Source organism: Arboricoccus pini, assembly GCF_900187945.1.
In the GTDB taxonomy this organism is placed as follows: domain Bacteria; phylum Pseudomonadota; class Alphaproteobacteria; order Geminicoccales; family Geminicoccaceae; genus Arboricoccus; species Arboricoccus pini.
The window spans coordinates 79,043-98,997 of sequence record NZ_FYEH01000004.1 but is presented as its reverse complement, the minus strand read 5'-3'; the positions used below and the strand labels follow the sequence as shown (position 1 = coordinate 98,997).

At 65.5% G+C, this 19,955-nt stretch carries 19 protein-coding genes and 1 other RNA gene; 10 read left to right on the top strand and 10 right to left on the bottom strand.

The window, feature by feature from the left end:
- The first annotated feature begins 162 nt into the window (after positions 1 to 162).
- From hisG to hisE, 5 genes are all read left to right on the top strand, one after another.
- Positions 163 to 1,092: an ATP phosphoribosyltransferase gene (gene hisG, locus CFB17_RS06885; RefSeq protein WP_165769470.1), complete on the top strand. Its 930-nt coding sequence runs from the start codon at positions 163 to 165 to the stop codon at positions 1,090 to 1,092.
- Between the two features lie 124 nt (positions 1,093 to 1,216).
- Complete coding sequence (gene hisB, locus CFB17_RS06880) at positions 1,217 to 1,798, top strand: imidazoleglycerol-phosphate dehydratase HisB (protein ID WP_088560679.1); 582 nt, start codon at positions 1,217 to 1,219, stop codon at positions 1,796 to 1,798.
- Complete coding sequence (hisH, locus tag CFB17_RS06875; RefSeq protein WP_088560678.1) at positions 1,798 to 2,394, top strand: imidazole glycerol phosphate synthase subunit HisH; 597 nt, start codon at positions 1,798 to 1,800, stop codon at positions 2,392 to 2,394. Before hisB ends, hisH begins: the two co-directional genes overlap by 1 nt.
- Entirely contained in the window at positions 2,391 to 3,155 is a 765-nt protein-coding gene (hisF, locus tag CFB17_RS06870) for an imidazole glycerol phosphate synthase subunit HisF (RefSeq protein ID WP_088560677.1), read from the top strand. Before hisH ends, hisF begins: the two co-directional genes overlap by 4 nt.
- Complete coding sequence (gene hisE, locus CFB17_RS06865) at positions 3,152 to 4,393, top strand: phosphoribosyl-ATP diphosphatase (RefSeq protein WP_088560676.1); 1,242 nt, start codon at positions 3,152 to 3,154, stop codon at positions 4,391 to 4,393. The genes hisF and hisE overlap by 4 nt, the downstream gene beginning before the upstream one ends.
- 62 nt (positions 4,394 to 4,455) lie before the next feature.
- On the opposite strand, the gene CFB17_RS06860 is transcribed toward hisE, so the two are convergent.
- Positions 4,456 to 5,886 (bottom strand): FAD-binding oxidoreductase, encoded by a 1,431-nt coding sequence (locus tag CFB17_RS06860; protein WP_088560675.1) that lies wholly within the window; start codon positions 5,884 to 5,886, stop codon positions 4,456 to 4,458.
- Between the two features lie 122 nt (positions 5,887 to 6,008).
- Here CFB17_RS06860 and dapD point away from each other — a divergent pair, with 122 nt between their 5' ends.
- From dapD to CFB17_RS06845, 3 genes are read left to right on the top strand one after another with little or no spacing between them, the layout of a single operon-like run.
- Entirely contained in the window at positions 6,009 to 6,851 is an 843-nt protein-coding gene (gene dapD, locus CFB17_RS06855) for a 2,3,4,5-tetrahydropyridine-2,6-dicarboxylate N-succinyltransferase (RefSeq protein WP_088560922.1), read from the top strand.
- The gene (dapE, locus tag CFB17_RS06850) at positions 6,851 to 8,023 is read left to right on the top strand and encodes a succinyl-diaminopimelate desuccinylase (protein ID WP_088560674.1); all 1,173 of its coding nucleotides are present in this window, start codon (positions 6,851 to 6,853) and stop codon (positions 8,021 to 8,023) included. Before dapD ends, dapE begins: the two co-directional genes overlap by 1 nt.
- On the top strand, positions 8,020 to 8,628 hold the full coding sequence (locus CFB17_RS06845) for a hypothetical protein (RefSeq protein WP_088560673.1): 609 nt from the start codon (positions 8,020 to 8,022) through the stop codon (positions 8,626 to 8,628). The genes dapE and CFB17_RS06845 overlap by 4 nt, the downstream gene beginning before the upstream one ends.
- 28 nt (positions 8,629 to 8,656) lie before the next feature.
- Here CFB17_RS06845 and CFB17_RS06840 read toward each other — a convergent pair whose 3' ends face one another.
- Positions 8,657 to 10,027 (bottom strand): aminotransferase-like domain-containing protein, encoded by a 1,371-nt coding sequence (locus CFB17_RS06840; RefSeq protein WP_243389777.1) that lies wholly within the window; start codon positions 10,025 to 10,027, stop codon positions 8,657 to 8,659.
- Between the two features lie 154 nt (positions 10,028 to 10,181).
- Here CFB17_RS06840 and CFB17_RS06835 point away from each other — a divergent pair, with 154 nt between their 5' ends.
- On the top strand, positions 10,182 to 11,045 hold the full coding sequence (locus tag CFB17_RS06835) for a DMT family transporter (RefSeq protein ID WP_088560671.1): 864 nt from the start codon (positions 10,182 to 10,184) through the stop codon (positions 11,043 to 11,045).
- A 21-nt stretch (positions 11,046 to 11,066) separates the two neighbouring features.
- Here CFB17_RS06835 and truA read toward each other — a convergent pair whose 3' ends face one another.
- The 7 genes from truA to ffs all read right to left on the bottom strand — a co-directional run bounded on the left by truA (position 11,067) and on the right by ffs (position 16,396).
- Positions 11,067 to 11,816 carry a tRNA pseudouridine(38-40) synthase TruA gene (gene truA / locus CFB17_RS06830; protein WP_088560670.1) on the bottom strand — a complete coding sequence of 250 codons (750 nt, stop codon included), beginning with the start codon at positions 11,814 to 11,816 and terminating at the stop codon, positions 11,067 to 11,069.
- Positions 11,798 to 12,745, bottom strand: a complete 948-nt coding sequence (fmt, locus tag CFB17_RS06825) for a methionyl-tRNA formyltransferase (RefSeq protein ID WP_088560669.1) — start codon at positions 12,743 to 12,745, stop codon at positions 11,798 to 11,800. Before fmt ends, truA begins: the two co-directional genes overlap by 19 nt.
- Positions 12,742 to 13,254, bottom strand: a complete 513-nt coding sequence (gene def, locus CFB17_RS06820; RefSeq protein WP_088560920.1) for a peptide deformylase — start codon at positions 13,252 to 13,254, stop codon at positions 12,742 to 12,744. Before def ends, fmt begins: the two co-directional genes overlap by 4 nt.
- Positions 13,255 to 13,304: 50 nt before the next feature.
- Entirely contained in the window at positions 13,305 to 13,904 is a 600-nt protein-coding gene (gene recR, locus CFB17_RS06815; protein WP_088560668.1) for a recombination mediator RecR, read from the bottom strand.
- A 39-nt stretch (positions 13,905 to 13,943) separates the two neighbouring features.
- The gene (locus CFB17_RS06810) at positions 13,944 to 14,267 is read right to left on the bottom strand and encodes a YbaB/EbfC family nucleoid-associated protein (protein WP_088560667.1); all 324 of its coding nucleotides are present in this window, start codon (positions 14,265 to 14,267) and stop codon (positions 13,944 to 13,946) included.
- Positions 14,264 to 16,162, bottom strand: coding sequence for a DNA polymerase III subunit gamma/tau (locus CFB17_RS06805; protein ID WP_165769469.1), 1,899 nt, complete (start codon positions 16,160 to 16,162; stop codon positions 14,264 to 14,266). Before CFB17_RS06805 ends, CFB17_RS06810 begins: the two co-directional genes overlap by 4 nt.
- A gap of 143 nt (positions 16,163 to 16,305) precedes the next feature.
- Positions 16,306 to 16,396: signal recognition particle sRNA small type (gene ffs, locus CFB17_RS06800), an RNA gene on the bottom strand.
- Between the two features lie 158 nt (positions 16,397 to 16,554).
- Here ffs and nudC point away from each other — a divergent pair.
- A complete protein-coding gene (nudC, locus tag CFB17_RS06795; protein ID WP_088560665.1) occupies positions 16,555 to 17,475 on the top strand; it encodes an NAD(+) diphosphatase in 921 nt (306 codons plus the stop codon).
- 16 nt (positions 17,476 to 17,491) lie between these two features.
- Here the strand turns inward: nudC and CFB17_RS06790 are convergent, their stop codons facing one another.
- Positions 17,492 to 19,837, bottom strand: coding sequence for a glucose/quinate/shikimate family membrane-bound PQQ-dependent dehydrogenase (locus CFB17_RS06790; protein WP_088560664.1), 2,346 nt, complete (start codon positions 19,835 to 19,837; stop codon positions 17,492 to 17,494).
- Between the last annotated feature and the right edge of the window lie 118 nt (positions 19,838 to 19,955).

The window sequence follows — 19,955 nt, the reverse complement described above, 5'->3', positions numbered from 1 at the left end:
GCGCCGGCGGCGTCGCCTTTACGTCGAGGTGACTCGCACCCTATAAGCGCGATCCACGGCCGGACCGGCCAGCGGAACGGCCTGACCGGCACCTTGCCAGCCGGGCCCTCAATGTCGCCCGCTCTCTATAGGAGGCGGATCAGCTTTCGAGGATCAATGGACGTGAGCGCCGCTTCTTTGCCAGTGTCAGGGCCCAGGACCATTGCCGATGGGGGGCCGCATGCCGGCCACGCCAATGGCCTCGTGCATCTGGCCCTGCCCAAGGGGCGTATGCAGGAGAACATCCTCAAACTTCTACGCGATGCCGGCATCAACCTCACCTTCGATCGTCGTGGGTATCGACCGAGGCTTTCTCTGGAAGGTTTTGAGGCCAAGATCCTGAAGCCACAGAACATCGTTGAGATGCTGCATGCGGGCTCCCGCGACATCGGCTTTGCCGGCGCGGACTGGGTTGCCGAGAAGGAAGTCGAGCTGGTCCAGCTCCTGGATACCGGTCTCGATCCCGTACGCATCGTCTGCGCCGCCTCGACGGAGTTCCTGGAGAATGGCCGGCTGCCCAAGCGCCCCTTCAGGGTCGCCACCGAATATGAACGTCTGACGCACGGCTGGATCGAGCGTGCCGGGTACGACGCCCGCGTCGTCCGCTCTTACGGCGCAACCGAGGTCTTCCCACCCGAGGACGCGGACTGCATCGTCGACAACACGGCGACCGGCGCGACCTTGAAGGCCAACGGGCTGACGATCATCGACGAGGTGATGACGAGCTCGACCCGGCTCTATGCGCATCCCCGCGCCATGGAAGATGCCGTGAAGCGACGGACGGTGGAGCATTTCGTCTTGCTGCTGCAGTCCGTCCTCGATGCGCGCAAGCGTGTCATGGTTGAGTTCAATGTCGGTCGGGCGGACCTCGAGAGCGTCATTGCCGTCGTGCCCTGCATGCGCGAGCCGACCATGGCCCCCTTGCATGGCGACATCGGATTCGCAGTGAAGTCGGCCGTGCCCCGGGCCGAGCTGCCCGACATCATCCGCCGGATCAAGGAGCGGGGTGGCACGGATATCGTCGTCTTCGAGATCGCGCAGATCGTGGCCTAGCCAATGGGCCGGCCGCCAGCCTTTCGGCTGGCAGCAACGTTAAATCGGGCGTCGACAGCGGCCGGCCCTTGGTCCACATCAACGGCTTGACGCGTTCATTATCACCTGACGGAGCAGGACCACCTTGCGCAGTGCCCTGATCGAGCGCCGGACGAATGAAACGGCCATCACCCTGCAGCTCTATCTCGATGGCCAGGGCGAAGCCAACATCGCGACTGGCCTGGGCTTCCTCGACCATATGCTCGTGGCGTTCGCCCGCCACGGCGGCTTCGACCTGGAGCTCTCCTGCGAGGGCGATCTCGAGGTCGATGACCATCACACCGTCGAGGACGTGGCGCTGGCATTGGGCCGCGCCTTCGACCAGGCCCTGGTCGAGCGCCGCGGCATCGGCCGGTTCGGCTATGCCTATGCCCCGCTCGACGAGGCTCTGGCCCGTGTCGTCGTCGATCTGTCCGGCCGTCCGTCGCACGCGGTCGACATGGGTTTCAAGCGGGCGATGATCGGCGAGGTGGCGACCGAGAATCTCGTCCATTTCTTCCAATCCTTCGCCAATACGGGCCGCATGGCGCTGCATGTGGACGTGCTCAAGGGCGAGAACGACCATCATCGCGCCGAGGCGGCCTTCAAGGCCATGGCGCTGGCCATGAAGCAGGCGGTTCGTAAGACCGACCGCGACGACGTGCCCAGCACCAAGGGCGTTCTTTGATGCCGGCCATTACCATCGTGCCGACCGGCACGGCCAACATGGCGAGCGTGAAAGCGGCCTTTGCGAGGCTCGGGGTCGAGACCCGGCTGGCCGACAGCGCCGAGGCGATCGCGCAGGCGAGCCACGTCATGCTGCCGGGTGTGGGTGCGTTTGGTGCGTCGATGGCGCGCCTGAGGGAGCAGGGGTTCGACCGGCCGCTAAAGGCGCGCATGCTGGCGAACCGGCCGACCATCGCCATCTGTGTTGGCCATCAACTGCTATTCGCCAGCAGCGACGAAAGTCCCGGCGTCGATGGCCTGGGCCTCATCGCCACGCATGTGGGCGCCTTCGAGACGGACGTCCGGGCGCCGCAATTTGGCTGGAACGAGGTCACGGCCCTGGAGGACGCCCAGGTCCTGGATAGCGGCTTTGCCTATTTCGCCAATTCGTTTCGCGCTTTGGAGGCGCCGGGTTGGCAGGTGGCGCGAGCTCTCCACGGCCAACGCTTCGTTGCCGCCATGGAGCGCGGCAACCTCGTCAGTTGCCAGTTTCATCCCGAGCTGTCCGCCGATTATGGCGCTGCCATCCTCTCCCGCTTCATGGAGCTTGGCCAATGAGCCGGACGGGTCTCACGCATCGGATCATTCCATGCCTGGACGTCAGCCATGGGCGGGTCGTCAAGGGGGTGAAATTCCAGGGTCTGCGCGATGCCGGCGATCCTGCCGAACGGGCGGCCCTCTACCAGGCGCAGGGGGCCGACGAAATCGTCATCCTCGACGTCTCGGCCACGCCCGAGGGGCGCGGCAACCAGCATGAGACCGTGCGCCGCGTGCGGGCGGCCCTCTCGATTCCGCTGACGGTGGGCGGCGGCATCCGCACCGAGGAGGATGCCTTCGAGCTCCTGGAAGCCGGTGCGGACAAGGTCTCGGTGAACACGGCCGCCGTCTTCTCCCCCGAGATTCTCAGCCACATCGCCACCCGCTTCGGTCGTCAATGCTGCGTCCTGGCGATCGATGCACGCAGCCAGGGGCAGCGCTTTGAGGTCCTGATCAAGGGCGGCCGCGAGGCCGTGGGCAAGGACGCCGTCGCCTGGGCTAAAGAGGCTGAGGCGCTGGGCGCAGGGGAGATTCTCCTGACCTCCTGGGATCGGGACGGCACGCGCGAGGGTTTCGATCTGGCGCTGACCGGCGCCGTCGCTGCTGCCGTGCATGTGCCCGTCATCGCCTCGGGCGGTGCCGACAGTGCAAAGCACATCAAGGAAGCCTTCGATTGCGGCGCGGACGCCGTCCTTGCGGCCTCCATCTTCCATGACGGCGACCTCACCGTAGGCGACGTCAAATCCTATCTTCTCGAGCATCAGGTGAGGGTACGGCCATGATCGTTCCATCGATCGATCTGCAGGGAGGCCAGACCGTCCAGCTCGTCGGCGGCGATGCCAAGGCGATCGATGCTGGCGACCCGATGCCGATCGCCGAGCGTTTCGCGATCGCGGGCGAGATTGCCGTGATCGATCTCGATGCCGCGATGAGCACCGGATCGAACGCGCATCTGATCGATCCGCTCGTGCAGCGCTTTCCCTGCCGGGTCGGCGGCGGCATCCGCTCGCTCGCGACGGCGACGTCCTGGCTGGATCGCGGTGCGGCCAAGATCATCCTCGGCACCATGGCCAAGCCCGACCTGTTGGCGAAGCTGCCCAAGAACCGGGTCATCGCCGCGCTAGACGCGCGCGACGGCGAGGTCGTGATCGAGGGCTGGAAGACGGGCACGGGTGCGGCCCTTCTTGATCGCATCGATGAGCTCCGCGATCTCGTGGATGGCTTTCTCGTTACCTTCGTCGAGCGTGAGGGGCGCATGGGCGGCACCGACATGGCGCTGGCCAAGGCGGTCGTCGCGGCGGCGAGCCCGGCGCGCGTGACGATCGCCGGCGGTGTCACCACGGCTGAGGAGATCCGCGAGCTCGACGCCATCGGTGCCGACGCGCAGGTGGGCATGGCCCTCTATACGGGCAGGCTCGATCTTGGCGACGCCATTGCTGCACCCTTGGTGACCGACCGGCCGGATGGGCTCTATCCGACCGTCGTCACCGACGAGCGCGGCCTGGCACTGGGGCTGGTCTATTCAAGCAAGGAATCCATCCGCGAGGCGGTCAAGCGCAAGGTCGGTGTCTACCAGTCACGCACGCGCGGATTGTGGGTCAAGGGCGAGACCTCGGGGGCCGTGCAGGAACTGCTTCGCATCGACCTCGACTGCGACCGCGACAGCCCGCGCTTCGTCGTCCGTCAGGCGGGCAAGGGCTTTTGCCATCTGGACACCCGCACCTGCTGGGGCGAGGAGGAGGGCCTCGGCAGCTTGATGCGTACTTTGGCAGCGCGTCGTGAGCATGCCCCCGCCGGTTCCTACACGGCAAGACTGTTCGACGATCCAGCCCTCCTGGCTGCCAAGACCACCGAGGAGGCGGCCGAGCTGATCGCCGCCGGCACGCGTGACGAGGTTGTCTGGGAAGCAGCCGACGTCATCTTTTTCACCCTCACGCGACTGGCCAAGGAGGGCATCGACCTGGCCGAGGTCGAGCGTCATCTGGATCGGCGGGCACTCAAGGTGACAAGGCGCGACTAGGGTCCCCAAAGCCCTTTTCACCCCGCTCGGTTGCGAGGCGTCACCGCTGAGGCGCGCGGTGATCACTCGGCGCGAAGGATGGCGCCGGGATTCATGATGCCCTTGGGGTCGAGGGTCGCCTTGAGCGTCTTCATGAGCTGCAGTTCAACCGGGTCCTTGAGGCGCTCCAGATCGTCGCGCTTCAATCGACCGATGCCGTGCTCGGCGCTGATCGATCCATTGAGCGCCGTCACCTCGTCATAAAGACGGCCAAGAAGGATTGGTTTGAGCTCGGCGACGCGTGCCTCGGGCATGATGAAGTTGAAGTGAAGATTGCCGTCGCCCACATGGCCGAACGGTACGAGGATGACACCTTCCATCTCGGCCTCGGTCCAGGCGCGCACGCGCTTGCAGAGGACTGGAATGTCGTTGATCTGGACCGTGACGTCGCTGCGCACGATGAAACCGAGTTCGCGCGTCGCCTCGCTCTGGCCCTCCCGGATTCGCCACATATTGGCGCGCTGTGCCTCGCTTTGGGCGATCGTGCCGTCGCGGACGAGTTCGCTCTCCATGGCGGCGGTCAGCGCCGTCTCGACGCGCTGGCCAAGGCCCTCGGTGAAATTCCAGGCGACCTCGATCAAGACATGCCAGGGATGGCTGCCCTCGATCGGCGCCCGGACGCCTTCCAGGAAGCGGACCGCCGTCTCCACGCCAAAGCCCGAGAGCAGCTCGAAGCTCGAGACCAGATCGCCCAGCTCCCGGGCGAAGATCGTCAAAAGTTCGACCGCCGATTCGGGACTGTCGATGCCGAGCCAGAGCGTCTGCGTCTCGCGCGGCAGGGGCACCAGCCGGAGTGCCGCCGCCGTGACGATACCGAGCGTGCCCTCCGAGCCGATGAAGATCTGCTTCAGATCGAAGCCGGTATTGTCCTTGCGCAGCGCGCGCAGGCCGTTCCAGATGCGCCCATCCGGCAGCACGACCTCGAGCCCGAGCACGAGATTGCGGGTCATGCCATAGCGCAGCACGTTCAAGCCGCCGGCATTCGTCGCGATATTGCCCCCTATTCGGCAGGAGCCCTGCGCACCGAGTGAGAGAGGGAAATAGCGCTCGATGCCGCGGGCGGCTTCCTGGATAGTTTCCAGCACGCAGCCAGCTTCGACGATCAGGTGATCGCCGGCTGGATCGACGTGGCGGATGGCGTTCAGGCGGGCGAGACTCAAGACAACCTGGCTGCCGCTCGGATCGGGGATGCCGCCGGCCACGAGGCCCGTATTGCCGCTTTGCGGCACGAGCGCAACGCCCGATGTGGCTGCCAGTGCGACGATGCCCGCGACCTCGGCGGTGCTGGCGGGCCTGAGCACCAGGGGGCTCTGGCCCCGCCATTGCCGCCAGAAATCCACGGTATAAGAGGCAATCTCGTCGGGGTCGTCGACAACGCCTTTCGCATCAAGGAGGGTACGGCAGCCGGCGAGGAAAGCGTCGGGCAACGGGGGTAGCGGGCTGTTCTTCGCCATGGCCAGGGCGCAGCGTCCATCATAAGTTCGGGGGCGGCGCCTTAGGTAGCACCTAGATCGCGTTGACAGAAGGGCGGCATCCGCTAGCTTGCCGCGCGCTTTCCCGCTTGGAGACGAGACTCATGGACACGGCCCGCTTGCAAAACGTCATCGAGAGTGCCTTCGACGCTCGAGATACGATCGGTTCCACGACCGAAGGCGAGGTCCGCGAGGCCGTCAACGAGGCGCTTCTGGCGCTGGATAGGGGCGCCTTGCGGGTCGCCGAGAAAGGCGAGGGCGGCTGGGTCGTTAACCAGTGGTTGAAGAAGGCGGTCCTGCTGTCGTTTCGCCTGAACGACATGGAGCCGATTCCGGGTGGCCCCGGCCATGCCACCTGGTGGGACAAGGTGCCGTCCAAGTTCGAGGGCTGGGGCGAGACCGAGTTCCGCGAGGGCGGCTTCAGGGCGGTGCCCAACTGTGTCGTCCGTCGCAGCGCCTACATTGCCCCGGGCGTCGTGCTCATGCCGTCCTTCGTCAATTTGGGCGCCTATGTCGATAAGGGCACGATGGTCGATACCTGGGTGACCGTCGGGTCCTGCGCGCAGATCGGCAAGAACTGCCATCTCTCGGGCGGTGTCGGCATTGGCGGCGTGTTGGAGCCCTTGCAGGCGAATCCGGTCATCATCGAGGATGACTGCTTCATCGGCGCACGCTCGGAAGTGGTCGAGGGTGTCATTGTCGAAGAGGGCTCGGTCTTATCCATGGGCGTCTTCATCAGCGCCTCCACCAAGATCATCGATCGCGAGACCGGTGAGGTCTTCCGCGGTCGCGTGCCCGCTTATTCCGTCGTCGTGCCCGGCTTCCAGCCGGGCAAGCCGCTGCCGGACGGGTCGCCCGGCCCGGGCCTCTCCTGTGCAGTGATCGTCAAGCGGGTGGACGCGCAGACACGCGCCAAGACCTCGATCAACGATCTGCTCCGCGACTGATGGGCGATGCGCCATCGGCCCTCGATCCTGTCCGGCTGACCCAGGATCTGGTTCGTATTCCATCGGTCACACCAAAGGTCGGGGCGTGCTTCGACCTGCTCGAGGAGGTGCTTCGGCCCCTGGGTTTTGAAGTCGAGCGGGTGAGCTTCGCTGGTCCGGGCGCGGAGCCGGTCGAGAACATGCTGGCGACTTTGGGTGAACCCGGCAGCAATGGTCTGCATCTGGCCTTCGCCGGGCATGTCGACGTCGTGCCGCCCGGCGATGTGAAGGCCTGGGGCCAAGATCCGTTCGCCGGCACGATCGTGAATGGCCGGCTGTTCGGCCGAGGTGCGGCCGACATGAAAAGCGGCGTTGCGGCTTTTGTCGCGGCGGTCGCCAACTGGCGGGAGACGACCCATCCCTTGCCGGGCAAGATCAGCCTTCTTTTGACCGGCGATGAGGAAGGGCCGGCGGTGGACGGCACCGTCAAGCTCCTCGAATGGGCCACGGCCAGGGGCCATCGCTTCGATGCCTGCGTGGTGGGCGAGCCGACCTCGCAGAGCGAGCTTGGCGACATGATGAAGATCGGCCGGCGCGGATCGCTCACGGGCAGGCTCAGCGTGTATGGCCGTCAGGGCCATGTGGGCTATCCGCACCGAGCGGATAATGCGGCGCATCGGCTGGTGGCCATGCTGGCATCGCTGCTGGCCCAGCCGCTCGATGCAGGCAATGCGTTCTTCGAGCCCTCCAGCCTTCAGGTCACGACGATCGATATCGGCAATGCCGCGACCAACGTGGTGCCGGGGCTGGCCCGCGCGGTCTTCAACATCCGCCACAATGATCTTCACAATGCCCGCTCGCTTGAAGTCTGGGTGCGCGACCGTCTCGATGCGGTGGGCGGCCGCTACGATCTCGAATTGAAATCCTCGGGCGATGCCTTCCTCACTTCGCCCGGACCCTTGAGCGAGACCCTGGCGGCAGCGGTCGGCGAGGTGACCGGCCGGACGCCGGTACTCAGCACCTCAGGGGGCACGTCGGATGCGCGCTTCATCTGCCATTATTGCCCCGTGGTCGAACTGGGATTGCCCGGTCCCAGCATGCATCAGGTCGACGAGCATGTGGCGCTCGAGGACATTACTGGCCTTGCGCGGATCTACGAGGTCTTTCTCAGGCGCTATTTCGCCCGCTCATGACCCTGGCAAACTGCTGGCTGGCGATCGATCAGGGCATTCGTGGCGCCTTCAGGCTGGCGCGGCGCGATCCGGCTGCCATGGAGAGCTTCGATCTTTCCGTCGACGGCTTTTATCGCTCGTTCCTGGCCGCCCTCGTCACCGCCCCGGCTTACGCCCTGCAAGCCGTGGGCTCGCTGCTGCACGGCGGCTGGCCAACGGTAATGGGACCAAGCGGGGCCGTGCCAATGGACGGCATCTATCTGGGGTTCGCGCAGGCCGTCAGCTATGTTGCGGGCTGGCTGGTTTTTCCTCTCGTGGCCATCCTGTTGACCCGTCTGACGGGCCTGACATCTCGATACGTCCCGCTGATCGTCGCCACCAATTGGAGCAGCGTCCTCCAGGCGCTCGTGCTGATGGGCGCGCGATGGCTGGGCGAGGCCACGGGAGCGGGTAATGGCGGTGCCCTCTTCCTGCTCGTCAGCGTCTTTCTGGTTCTCCTCTATGAATGGCATGTTGTCCGCAGTGCTCTGCAGACGACCGGCTTTATCGCCGCGGGCTTCGTCATTGCCGACATTCTTTTGACCGTCATCTTCTCTCAGGTCATGCTGCTGCTCTTTGGCGTTTGAGGGCCGACGCGCCCGACAGCCTCGTTCGTCATCCGGCCCGCCGCGACGATTGTAGCGCCATGGCCTGCTCCAGAAGAGCGAAGACGCGCGGTTCCTGGCACTGAGCGACGTTGAAGCGCATCCGATTGGAAGCGGTCAGGCCCGGGCTGAACACATTGCCTGGCGCGAGCACCATGCCGGCCTCGATCGAAGCTCGCGCAAGGCTTTCGGCATCGATGCCGTTCGGCAGTAGGGCCCAGAGAAACATGCCGCCTTTGGGCACGAGCCAGGGCTGGATATCGAGCTTGGCCAAGGCCCCGATCGTGTGTTGCATGGCGCGGCGCAGGCGCGCGCGCAGCGCCTCGACGTGTCGCCGGTAGCCACCTTCCTGCAGAACGGTCAGAACAAGCGCCGCCGAAGCGCCGTTGCCGCTGAACCGTGTGGCAATCTTGAGGTCGGCCAACCGCTCGATCCAGTCTGGACGGGCGGCGATGTAGCCGCAGCGGATCGAGGCGGATAGTGTCTTCGAGAAGCTGCCGATGGCGATCACGCGCTCCAGTCCGTCGAAGGAGGCAAGGCGCGGCGAGGGCTCGTCCTCGAAATCGGCGAAGATGTCATCCTCGACGATGGTGAGCTTGGCCTCGGCCGCAAGCTTCAGGACGCGGTGGGCTATCACCGGCGAGAGCGTGCCGCCGGTCGGATTGTGAAGGGCCGAATTCGTGATGTAGAGGCGCGGCTTGTGCCGGGCGATGGCCGTCTCCATGGCCTCGAGGTCAGGGCCGGCCGGCGTGCGCGGTATGCCTACAATACGGGCCCGGTGCGCGCGCAGCAGCGCCAGGAAATTGAAATAGCAGGGATCGTCGACCAGGACGGCGTCGCCGGGCTCCAGGCAAAGCCGGCAGATATCGTCGATCGCCTGCGTGCCGCTGTCGGTCAACATGACCTGCTGCGGCGGCACCTCCACACCGACGGTGCCAAGACGGCGAGCCAGGAACTGGCGCAGCGGCAAAAGTCCCAGCAGCGAAGGATAATCGCCGAGCATTGCCGGCTGGGCCCGCGCGAGGCCGCGCAGGCCGCGGCGCAGGGCATCCTGCGGCAGCCAGTCGGCGGGCAGCCAGCCGCAGCCGGGCATGGGGAGGGTCGGTACTGCCTCCAGGGAGGCGCGCGAGACCCAGAACGGATCGATCTCACGGTCCAGACGCGGCCCGATCGCGGCCAGAGTGAGCGGCGCCGGCTGCTCGGTGACGAAGAAGCCGGCGCCGGGTCTTGAGCGGATGACGCCTTCCGCCACCAGCCGCTCATAGGCTTCGACGACGGTCGAGGGCGAGATCCTCATGCTCAGCGCCAGCGCCCTGATGGAGGGCAATCGTGCGCCGGCTGGCAGGCTGCGCGCCGCGATGCGCTGCCGTATCGCCGTCATCACTGCTACCGTCCTGGTTCCACTGTTCGCCATGAACATCCAAACTGTATTGATATAGTGATCATAACGATTCGGTAAAATTGTATGGCATTGTGACTGGCGGCGCCAGCGATGTTTGTCGCAAGGAGGAGGCAAGCAGCAACGGAGCGACCGAATGGGCAGGACTACTGAAGGATTTATCTACGGCATGCTTGGTGTTGCCGTGTTCAGTGGCTCGCTGCCCGCGACGAGGCTTGCCGTGGCGGGCTTCGATCCTGTTTTCCTGACGGTGGCGCGGGCGTCGATTGCCGGCCTCCTTGCGGCCGGCATCCTGCTCGTCTGCCGGCAGCGTCTGCCGAGGCGGGCGGATCTGGCCTCGCTTCTGATCGTTGCCTTGGGTGTGGTCGTCGGTTTTCCTTTGCTGACGGCCTTGGCCCTTCAGCATCTGAGTGCGGCACGGGCGATCGTCTTCATCGGCATGATGCCGCTTGTCACGGCTTTGTTCGCCGTGTTGCGCGCCGGCGAGCGGCCGCATCCGGCATTCTGGCTCTTCGCCGGCCTGGGCAGCCTGCTCGTCGCGGCCTTCGCCTTGGCGCAGGGCGAAGGCGGGTCAAGTACTGGTGATCTGGCGATGCTGCTAGCGGTCATCGCCTGCGGGCTCGGCTATGCAGAAGGCGGTCACCTGTCCCGCCGGCTGGGTGGCTGGCAGGTCATTTCCTGGGCGCTCGTCATTTCCCTGCCGCCGATGGTGCTTTTGACTTTCCTCGACTGGCCCGACAGCTTCGCGCAGGTCGGTCTCTCCGCCTGGCTCGGCCTTGTCTACGTCTCGCTTTTCAGCATGCTGATCGGTTTTTTCTTCTGGTATCGCGGCCTTGCGCGAGGTGGCATTGCCGCGGTCGGCCAGTTGCAGCTCTTGCAACCTTTCATGGGACTGACCTTGGCAGCCCTCATACTGGACGAACGCGTCACCTGGCCCATGCTGGCTGTCTCGCTTGCCGTCATTGCCTGCGTCGCCGCCGCCCGACGCCATGCCAGCTAGGCGGGGCGGGTGGTCGACAGACTAAGTGCGCTCTTCATAGGCGATGTCGACGAGATAGAGGCCATCGGGCGGCGCCGTCTGGCCGGCGGCCACGCGATTGCGTGCCGCCAGAACCTCCGCCATGTGGGCCACGGGCCGCAGACGCTGGCCGATCGGCACCAGCGTGCCCACAATGTTTCGGACCTGGTGGTGGAGGAAGGAACGGGCGGCGAGGTCGATCAGGATCTCTTCGCCCTGGCGATGGACGTGGATCAGGTCGAGCGTGCGCAAGGGACTCTTGGCCTGGCATTCGGCAGCGCGAAAGCTCGTGAAATCGTGCCGCCCGACCAGTGCCTGCGCCGCCGCGTGCATCAGGTCGGCCGCCAGTGGCTGGGGCCGGTGCCACAGCCGACCCGTGGCCAAAGCGGGCGGTGCCCGCCGGTTGAGGATGCGGTAGCGATAGCGTCGACGTCTCGCATCGAACCGCGCATGGAATTGGGGATGCGTCTGCTCGACGCGCAGGACGCTGATCGGCTGCGGCCGCAGATGGGCGTTCAAGGCGCCCATGAGCCGGTCTGGCGTCCAGTCGCGTCTTGTATCCAGGTGGGCGACCTGGCCCAGCGCGTGCACGCCGGTATCGGTTCGCCCCGAGCCCGTGACCGGCGTGGGGTCGCCGGTGATGGCAAACAGTGCTGTCTCCAGCGCCGCCTGCACGGTAGGCAGGCCGGCCTGGATCTGCCAGCCGTGAAAGCCGATGCCGTCATATTCTATGGTCAGGCGATAGCGCGGCATGCCAACCGGTCACTGACACCGAGCCGCCTGCCGCGCGCGAAGGCCTCGGCCGGCATGGGCCGCTTGCCGGCCGGCTGGACGCTGGTGATGCGCAGCGCCCCTTCGCCGCAGGCGACGGTCAACGGCAGCTCGATGACGGTGCCAGGCTCGCCGCTGCCCGCCACTGGCTCCGCCGCAAGGATACCGAGGCGCTCCTTGCCCAGATAGGCAAAGCACCCCGGCCACGGGGTCAGGCCGCGGATGCGCCGATCGATCTCGATGGCCGATTGGCCGAAATCGATGGCACCCTCATCCTTCTGGATCTTGCTGGCATAGGTGGCACCCTGGGATGGCTGCGGGATTGCCTGCGCCGTCCCGTTCGCCAGGCCCTCCAGAAGGGAAGGCAGCATGTCGGCCGCGATCGCCGCCAGACGATCATGCAGGAAGCCGGCTGTCTCGTGCGGGCCGATCGTCACCGTACGGCTGGCGAGGACGGGGCCGGTATCCAGGCCCGCCTCCATCTGAAAGATATCGACGCCGGTTGTGGCATCGCCGGCCATGATGGCGCGCTGGATGGGGGCGGCCCCCCGCCAGCGTGGCAGGTTTGAGCCGTGCAGGTTGATGCAGCCCAGGCGCGGCGCCGACAGGACCGGACGGGGCAGGATCAGGCCATAGGCCGCAACGATGGCGAGATCGGCCGCGAGGGCCGTGAACTCGGCCAGGGCCGCCTCGGTCTTGAAGGAAGCCGGCGTCAGGACCGGCAGGCCGAGTTCGAGCGCTGCCTCGTGCACCGGCGATGGGCGCTCCTTCATACCACGTCCGGCCGGACGCGGTGGCTGCGTGTAGACGGCCTCTATTCGATGGGGACCCGCGTGCAGCCGTCGGAGCGCAGGCACGGCGAAGGGACTGGTCCCCATCAGGATGAGCCGGAGCGGCGGGCGGATGCTCATGCGCGCAGCTTTTGCGCTTTCGCCAGTTTGCGCAGGATCATGTTGCGTTTCAGCGCCGAGATGTGGTCGGTGAACAGAATGCCGTTCAAATGGTCGATCTCGTGCTGCAGGCAGCGGGCGAGCAGGCCCTCGGCTTCCACCTCTCGCGCGACACCCTGCTCATCCAGGTAGGAGACTTTGACGGCGGCCGGCCGACGCACCTCGGCATATTGCTCGGGCAGGCTGAGACAGCCTTCCTCCTGGATCGTCTTTTCCTCGGATTCCCAGAGGATCTCGGGATTGACGAGACGCATCGGCGCGGGCGTTTCCCTCTCACGGGCCACGTCCAGTACGATGACGCGCCGCAGGACGCCGACCTGCGGCGCCGCGAGGCCGATGCCAGGCGCAGCGTACATGGTCTCCAGCATGTCATCCATGAAGCGGCGTAGATCGTCATCCACGACAGCGACGGCACTGGCTTTTGCCTTCAGCCGTGCATCCGGCACCTCAAGAATGGAAAGGAGCGTCATCGTCGGGTCCAAAGAGGAGGCGGGCTCGCCAAGCCAGGGTCCGTGGGTGGTCAAAGCGTGAGTTTCTGCCGTGCGCGCAAGGCTGCCTGCAGTGTACCTTCATCTAGATAGTTAAGCTCGCCGCCGACAGGAACCCCGTGGCCCAGTCGAGACACGTTGACCGCGAGGCCGGCCAGCCGCTCGGCGATGTAATGCGCCGTGGTCTGCCCGTCCACCGTGGCACCCAGGGCGAGGATGACCTCCTTGACGTCATCGGCCTGGATGCGGGCCATCAGGCGATCGATCCCCAGATCCTCGGGCCCGACAGCATCGATCGCCGAGAGCTTGCCGCCCAGCACGTGGTAAAGGCCGCCATAGCTCTGGGCCCGCTCCATGGCCCACAGATCCTCGACCTCCTCGCAAACCAGGATCGTTTGGCGGTCGCGGCGCTGGCTGGCGCAGATGCCGCAAGGATCGATACTGTCGAGATTGCCGCAAACGCCGCAAGCCCGCACCTTGTCGAACGCTTCGCGCAGGGCGCGCACGAGCGGCTCGCCCAACGTCTCGCGGCGCTTCAAGAGGGCCAGCACGGCACGCCTGGACGAGCGCGCGCCCAAGCCCGGCAGCTTTGCCAGCAGCCGCGCCAGCTGATCGATCTCAGCTGTCGACATGGTTTAAGTGAGGCGTTTTATTATCGTAAGATCAATTAGTTAGAACGGCATCTTGAAGCCGGCAGGAAGCGACATGCCACCCGTCAGCTTGCTCATTTCGCTTTGCAATTCTGCCTCTACCTTGGCTTTGGCGTCATTGGTGGCGGCGACCACCAGATCCTCAAGGATCTCCATCTCCTCGGGATCGGCCAGCGACTTGTCGATCTTGATCCTGCGCATTTCGCCCTTGCCATTGAGCGTCACGGTGACCAGGCCGCCGCCCGACTGGCCGTCGACCTCGGACTCGGCGAGCTTGGCCTGCATCTCGGCCATCTTGCCCTGGAGTTGCTGCGCCTGCTTGAGCATGTTGCCGATATTCTTCATGCGTCTCTCGCTTCCTTGATGGCGGATAATTCGGCGGAGGGTTCCTCGGCCAAGACCCGAACCGGCCGCACGTCGATTACCGTAGCGCCCGGGTAGGCGTCGAGCAGTCGCTTCAGCCGGCCTTCACGGCCAATTTCCTCGATACGCGCCTGGCGTCGACGCTCGCGCTGTTCGGCCAGCGTCGGTTCGCCCTCGCTTTGGCCGACCACGACGCCCCAGCGCTGGCCGAACAGGGCCGTGATCGCGTCATTGAGCTGGCCCGCGATGTCGGCCGGCATAGCGGCAGTGACCCTAAACTCCACGCTGCGACCTGCTTCGTAGCGGATTGGATGCGCCCCTTGCTCCAGCCAAGCGGCGAGCGGCCGGTAGCCATGCTCACTCAAATAGTCGACGAGGTCGGCAAAAGTCCTGGGTAACTCTTTGGCCGAAGCGGAGGCTTTTCTTCCGCTCTCGTCGTTGGGCGAGCGTGTGGGCTGCATGGGAGGAGCCGCACGTGGTCCTGACACAACCCTCGACGTCGGGGGCGCCCCCGCGGCCGGGGCCAGACCGCGCGGTGGGCCCGGCAGCTTGATGTTCAGAGGCGCGGTCTGATGCTGCAAGGCGCCCCGCACGGTATCGGGGACGGCGGGGCTGCGCAGGCTGGCGGGGCGGCCGGCCGCTGCCGCGGGGCTCGGACTGCCGGCCTGGCGTTCGCGCAAGAGTCGCGCCAACTCGCCCGGCGGCGGTAGGTCGGCAGCGCAGGCAATGCGCATGAGCACCATCTCGGCCGCCGCCACGGCGTTGGGCGCGGTCCTGATATCCTCGATCCCTTTGAGGAGCATCTGCCAGAGACGGGCAAGGACAGGAATCGTGCCGGTGTCGGCCAGGGCTGCGAGCCTTGCCTCGAGCTCGGCGGAAAGCGGCCGGCCGATGGTGCCCATGCCGACGCCGGTCTTGAGGCGGCTTAAACGGTGCGCGATCTCGAGCAGATCCTGCGCCACGGCAACGGGATCGGCACCGGCCGCATAGAGCTCGCCGAACAGCCCGAGGGCCTGGCGCGCATCACCGTTGAGCAGGGCCTGGGCAATCTCGATGATCCGCGTGCGATCGCCCAGACCCAGCATGTCCTGAACGCTCTGCGCCTTGATGCTGCCTTGGGCCAGGGCCATGGCCTGGTCGAGCAGGCTGAGGGAATCACGCACCGATCCCTCTGCCGCGGAGGCGATGAGTGCCAGGGCATCCGGTTCGGCGCCAACGCCTTCCTTGGCACAGATGCGCGCAAGATGGGCCTCGATGACGTCCGGCTCGACGCGCTTCAGGTCGAATCGCTGGCAGCGCGACAGGACGGTGATCGGCACCTTCCTGACTTCGGTCGTCGCGAAGACGAACTTGGCGTGCGGCGGCGGTTCCTCCAGCGTCTTCAGGAGGCCGTTGAAGGCCTTTTCCGAGAGCATGTGGACTTCGTCGATGATGTAGATCTTGTAGCGCGACGCTGAGGGGGCATAGCGGACGCTGTCCACGATCTCGCGAATATCGTCGATGCCGGTCCGCGTCGCCGCATCCATCTCGATGACGTCGAGCGAACTGTCGGCGGCGATTGAACGACATGAGGAACACTGGCCGCAGGGCTCGGGCGTCGGACCGCCCTGGCCGTCGGGACCGGTGCAGTTGAGTGCCCGGGCAATGATCCTGGCCGTGGTCGTCTTGCCGACGCCGCGAATGCCGCAGAGGAGGAAGGCATGCGCGATCCGCCCGGAGGCCAGGGCGTTGGCCAGCGTGCGCACCAGCATGTCCTGGCCGATAAGCTCGGACATGCGTGTGGGGCGATAGGTGCGCGCGATGACCCGATAGGCGCCAGCGGGTCCCGATGACGCGGCAGTGCCTGCGAACAATGCGGGTGCGCTATCTTCGTCCATGGTTTCCAGATCGACCCAGCCGCCAAGAGGAAATCCTGACCCAACCGGTCGGATGAAAGGCTTTTTTGGCACCCATGTCCAACCGGCAAATGGCAAGACGCGCATTTGAGGTCGAAAGCGTGGCGGGCGACCTTTGGAGGGTGGAAGGCTGACGTGCGACCCGACGCGAAACTCGTTACGGCTGCTTCCTTCCGGACCTGACCGACTTGGCGAGGGCACCGTCCACCGCCAACCTTCCGCGCGCTTATATCGTCGCAACCGGCATGCGACGCAACCCCCAAGGGGAGGTTCGCGCGACGTGATGACCTCGTCTGCACCGCCAATGGCCTTGTCTCCGACCGTTGCTTGGTCTTCAACCACTTCTAACCAGTGCCAAGGAATCAAGCTGCGCCATGACCCGCGAACCCCCCAATCCGCCGCCGCACGTTTATGCTGGGGTGGGGATCAATCGCGCCTCGGAGCGACGCAAGGACAGCGATTGGCTGGAGGCGCGGCGGCGTGACCACGCGAGCTGGGTGCTCGTCCTCAAGGACCTGGAAGTTGCGATCATCGAGCATCCGGAAGGCCCCCGCGCGTTCAGGACCAATCCGACGGCGATCAATCTTGGCAAGGACGACGACGCGATCTTTCTCGGTCTGGATGAGGAAGAGCGGGCGATCTTCGCAGTCGGCGCCGGTGCTACCGGGATTGATCACGCGGATCTTTTGACCGAGACGGCGCGCTTTGCCGATCTTCGCAGCGTTGGACCCATGCTGCCGGCGACCGAGTCCGGCATGCTGGCCTATGCCCGGGCACTCGCCAACTGGCACCGTCTTCACCGCCATTGCGGCGCCGACGGCGCCCTTACCGAATCAATCGAGGCCGGCCACGCCCGGCGCTGCACGCATTGCGGCCGTTTGGTGTTCCCCCGCACGGATCCGGCCGTGATCATGCTGGTGACCCGCGGCGATCAGTGCATCCTTGGCCGCTCGGCCCACTTCAAGACCGGCATGTACTCGACGCTGGCCGGCTTCGTCGAGCCGGGCGAGACGCTCGAGATGGCGGTGCGTCGCGAGGTGCAGGAAGAGGTGGGCATCGTGATCGGCGACGTGCGCTACCGCTCCTCGCAGCCCTGGCCTTTTCCGCAATCGCTCATGCTGGGCTTTCGCGCCGAGGCCCTGAGCGATGATCTGAACATCGAGCCCGATGAGATCGAGGATGCGCGCTGGTTCGACCGGGCCGATCTTCGCGATCCGGATGCCCGGCCGGTGCAGTTCCCGAATGCGGACAGCATTGCCCGCTGGCTCATCGAGGAATGGCTGGCCGAGGCCTGAGCCCCGGCCATTCGGCCTAGCTGCTGGCTTTCGGCAGGGCGTAGGCGATCACGTGGTCGCCGGCCTTGGTGCCGAGCGAGCCATGGCCGCCCGCCACGACCAGGACGAACTGGCGCCCGCTCTTGGCCGAGCGATAGGTCATGGGGGTGGTCTGGGCGCCAGCCGGCAGCCGGGCCTGCCAGAGCTGCGTGCCGTCCAGGACGTCGTAGGCCCGGATATAGCTATCGAGCGTCGAGGTCAGGAAGGCCACGCCGCCGCCGGTGGTGATCGGCCCGCCAAGGCTGGGCACGCCCATCTTGATGGGCAGCGGGATGGGCGAACTGTCTTGGATCGTGCCGTTCTTATGCTGCCAGACAATCTCCGATTTCCTGAGGTCGACGCCGGCCATGTAACCCCAGGGGGGGGCCTGGCAGGGAAGGCCCAGGGGCGAGAGAAAGGCATTGAGCTGAACTCGATAGGGGGTGCCCATCATCTCGTTGGTGCCTGCCTCATTCGCTTTCTGCTCACCCGGTGCGACGCCTGTGTCGTTCGCGGCACGAGGGATCAGGCGCGAGTAGAACGCCATGTAGTCGGGATTGGCGATCATCAACTGGCGGACGGGATCGATAGCGACGCCGCCCCAGTCGAAGACGCCGAAATTGCCGGGATAGACGATCGAGCCTTGCGTCGAGGGTGGCGTGAAGATGCCCTCATACCGCGCGCTCTTGAACATGATGCGGCAGACCATCTGATCGAGCATCGTTGCCCCCCACATGTCGCGCTCCTCCAGCGGGCGGCGCGGCAGGAAGGTGAGATCCGAGAAGGGCTGGGTCGGAGAATAGCGCTCGTCTGGAATGTCGCCTTGAGGGACGGGCCGCTCATGCACCGGGACGATCGGCTGGCCGTTGGTGCGATCGAGGACATAGATGTCGCCGCGTTTGGTCGAGGCGATCAGGGCCTGCCTGCGTCCCGTGGACGTGTCGAGGTCGACCAGGCTGGGCTGGCCGCCGATATCCATGTCCCAAAGGTCGTGGTGCACGCTTTGGAAGACCCAGCGCAGCTTGCCGGTCTTGATATCCAGCGCCACGATCGAGGCACTATAGAGTTCGGCCTGCGGTGTTCGTTGGACGCCCCACTGATCGGGCGTCTGGTTGCCCATGGGGATATAGACGAGGCCCAGTTTCTCGTCGGCGCTGGATACGCTCCAGGAGTTGGGCGAATTCGCTGTGTAATGCTGGCCGGCCGGCAGCGGCGTCGTCGCTTCGGGATTGCCGGAATCCCAGTTCCATAGAAGTTTGCCTGTATTGACGTCGAAGCCGCGCGTGACGCCGGATGGCTCCGTCGTCGAGACATTGTCGCTCACATTGCCCGAGACGATGACCACGCCGTTGGCGACGACCGGCGGCGAGGTCGAGTAGTAATAGCCGGGCGTCATGTTGGGCATGCCTTGCGTCAGATCGACCGCGCCGTTCTGGCCGAAATCCTGGCAGGGCCGGCCGTCGGTGGCATCGATGGCGAGGAGTCGGGCATCGGCGGTAGGCATGAAAATCCGCTTCTGGCAGGTCTGCCCCGTCGCCGTGGCCGCCTCGTGATAGGCAACGCCGCGGCAGGTCAGATGCTGCAGGCCCGGCACGATCGGCACTTTGGGATCATAGCGCCATTTTTCCTGCCCGCTCTCCGCATCGAGGGCGATCACGTAGTTATGCGGCGTGCAGAGGTAGAGCGTATCGTCGACCTTGATCGGCGTCACCTCATAGGTCGTCTCGATCGGATCGCTCGGACCGCGAACATCGCCGGTCTGATATTGCCACGCGACCTCGAGTTTGCCGGCATTGCCACCGTCGATCTGCTTGAGCGGACTGTAACGATCGCCAGCCAGCGTGCGGCCATAGTGCCGCCAGTCGTCATCGGGCATTCCGGCATTGGCCGGTAGGTCGAGCGAGGCGGCTTCGATCGATCCGCTCTTGTCATGCGGATTGGTGAGGAGGGCGACGATGCCCACCGCCGCCGCGAGCAGGAGTGTCGCGGCGAGCGGGAGGCTTGCGCCCCTGGGCAGGCGGCGCGTGATCCAGGGCATCAGGAGATAGACACCCAAAAGGAAGATGATGTCGCCGCGCGGGGCCAATTGCCACCAGTCAAAGCCGATCTCGTAGACCGCCCAGCCGAGAGTGCCCAGGACGACGAGGGCATAGACCCATAAGGCGGCACGCCAACGGACGATCAGGAGCAGCCCGGTCAGGACGATGCCGATGCCGGCCGCAAGATAATAAAAGCTGCCACCCAGGGCGGCGAGGCGAGCACCGCCTCCACCGATTAGCAGGCCCAAAAGGGCGATCAGAATGCCGGAAATGACGAGCGTTCGACTCGCGGGCCGGGTTTTCATGCCTACTCCTCAATACTGCCGCGGGCGGCTTTCAATCGCATTAAGGCTTTAAACGCCCCGCTGAGCCGCGGCCAGCATCCGAATGGTATATATCCCTGATACTCAAGAACATGTGCAG

Bases quoted from the DNA above. Each gene is read 5' to 3' on its own strand.
- CFB17_RS06845 (WP_088560673.1), top strand. From the start codon at position 8,020: ATGACCCTGGCAAACTGCTGGCTGGCGATCGATCAGGGCATTCGTGGC.
- CFB17_RS06790 (WP_088560664.1), bottom strand. From the start codon at position 19,837: ATGAAAACCCGGCCCGCGAGTCGAACGCTCGTCATTTCCGGCATTCTG.
- fmt (WP_088560669.1), bottom strand. From the start codon at position 12,745: ATGAGCATCCGCCCGCCGCTCCGGCTCATCCTGATGGGGACCAGTCCC.
- dapE (WP_088560674.1), top strand. From the start codon at position 6,851: ATGGGCGATGCGCCATCGGCCCTCGATCCTGTCCGGCTGACCCAGGAT.
- CFB17_RS06835 (WP_088560671.1), top strand. From the start codon at position 10,182: ATGGGCAGGACTACTGAAGGATTTATCTACGGCATGCTTGGTGTTGCC.
- hisF (WP_088560677.1), top strand. From the start codon at position 2,391: ATGAGCCGGACGGGTCTCACGCATCGGATCATTCCATGCCTGGACGTC.
- hisH (WP_088560678.1), top strand. From the start codon at position 1,798: ATGCCGGCCATTACCATCGTGCCGACCGGCACGGCCAACATGGCGAGC.
- def (WP_088560920.1), bottom strand. From the start codon at position 13,254: ATGACGCTCCTTTCCATTCTTGAGGTGCCGGATGCACGGCTGAAGGCA.
- recR (WP_088560668.1), bottom strand. From the start codon at position 13,904: ATGTCGACAGCTGAGATCGATCAGCTGGCGCGGCTGCTGGCAAAGCTG.
- dapD (WP_088560922.1), top strand. From the start codon at position 6,009: ATGGACACGGCCCGCTTGCAAAACGTCATCGAGAGTGCCTTCGACGCT.
- truA (WP_088560670.1), bottom strand. From the start codon at position 11,816: ATGCCGCGCTATCGCCTGACCATAGAATATGACGGCATCGGCTTTCAC.
- CFB17_RS06805 (WP_165769469.1), bottom strand. From the start codon at position 16,162: ATGGACGAAGATAGCGCACCCGCATTGTTCGCAGGCACTGCCGCGTCA.
- nudC (WP_088560665.1), top strand. From the start codon at position 16,555: ATGACCCGCGAACCCCCCAATCCGCCGCCGCACGTTTATGCTGGGGTG.
- hisE (WP_088560676.1), top strand. From the start codon at position 3,152: ATGATCGTTCCATCGATCGATCTGCAGGGAGGCCAGACCGTCCAGCTC.
- CFB17_RS06810 (WP_088560667.1), bottom strand. From the start codon at position 14,267: ATGAAGAATATCGGCAACATGCTCAAGCAGGCGCAGCAACTCCAGGGC.
- CFB17_RS06860 (WP_088560675.1), bottom strand. From the start codon at position 5,886: ATGGCGAAGAACAGCCCGCTACCCCCGTTGCCCGACGCTTTCCTCGCC.
- CFB17_RS06840 (WP_243389777.1), bottom strand. From the start codon at position 10,027: ATGACGGCGATACGGCAGCGCATCGCGGCGCGCAGCCTGCCAGCCGGC.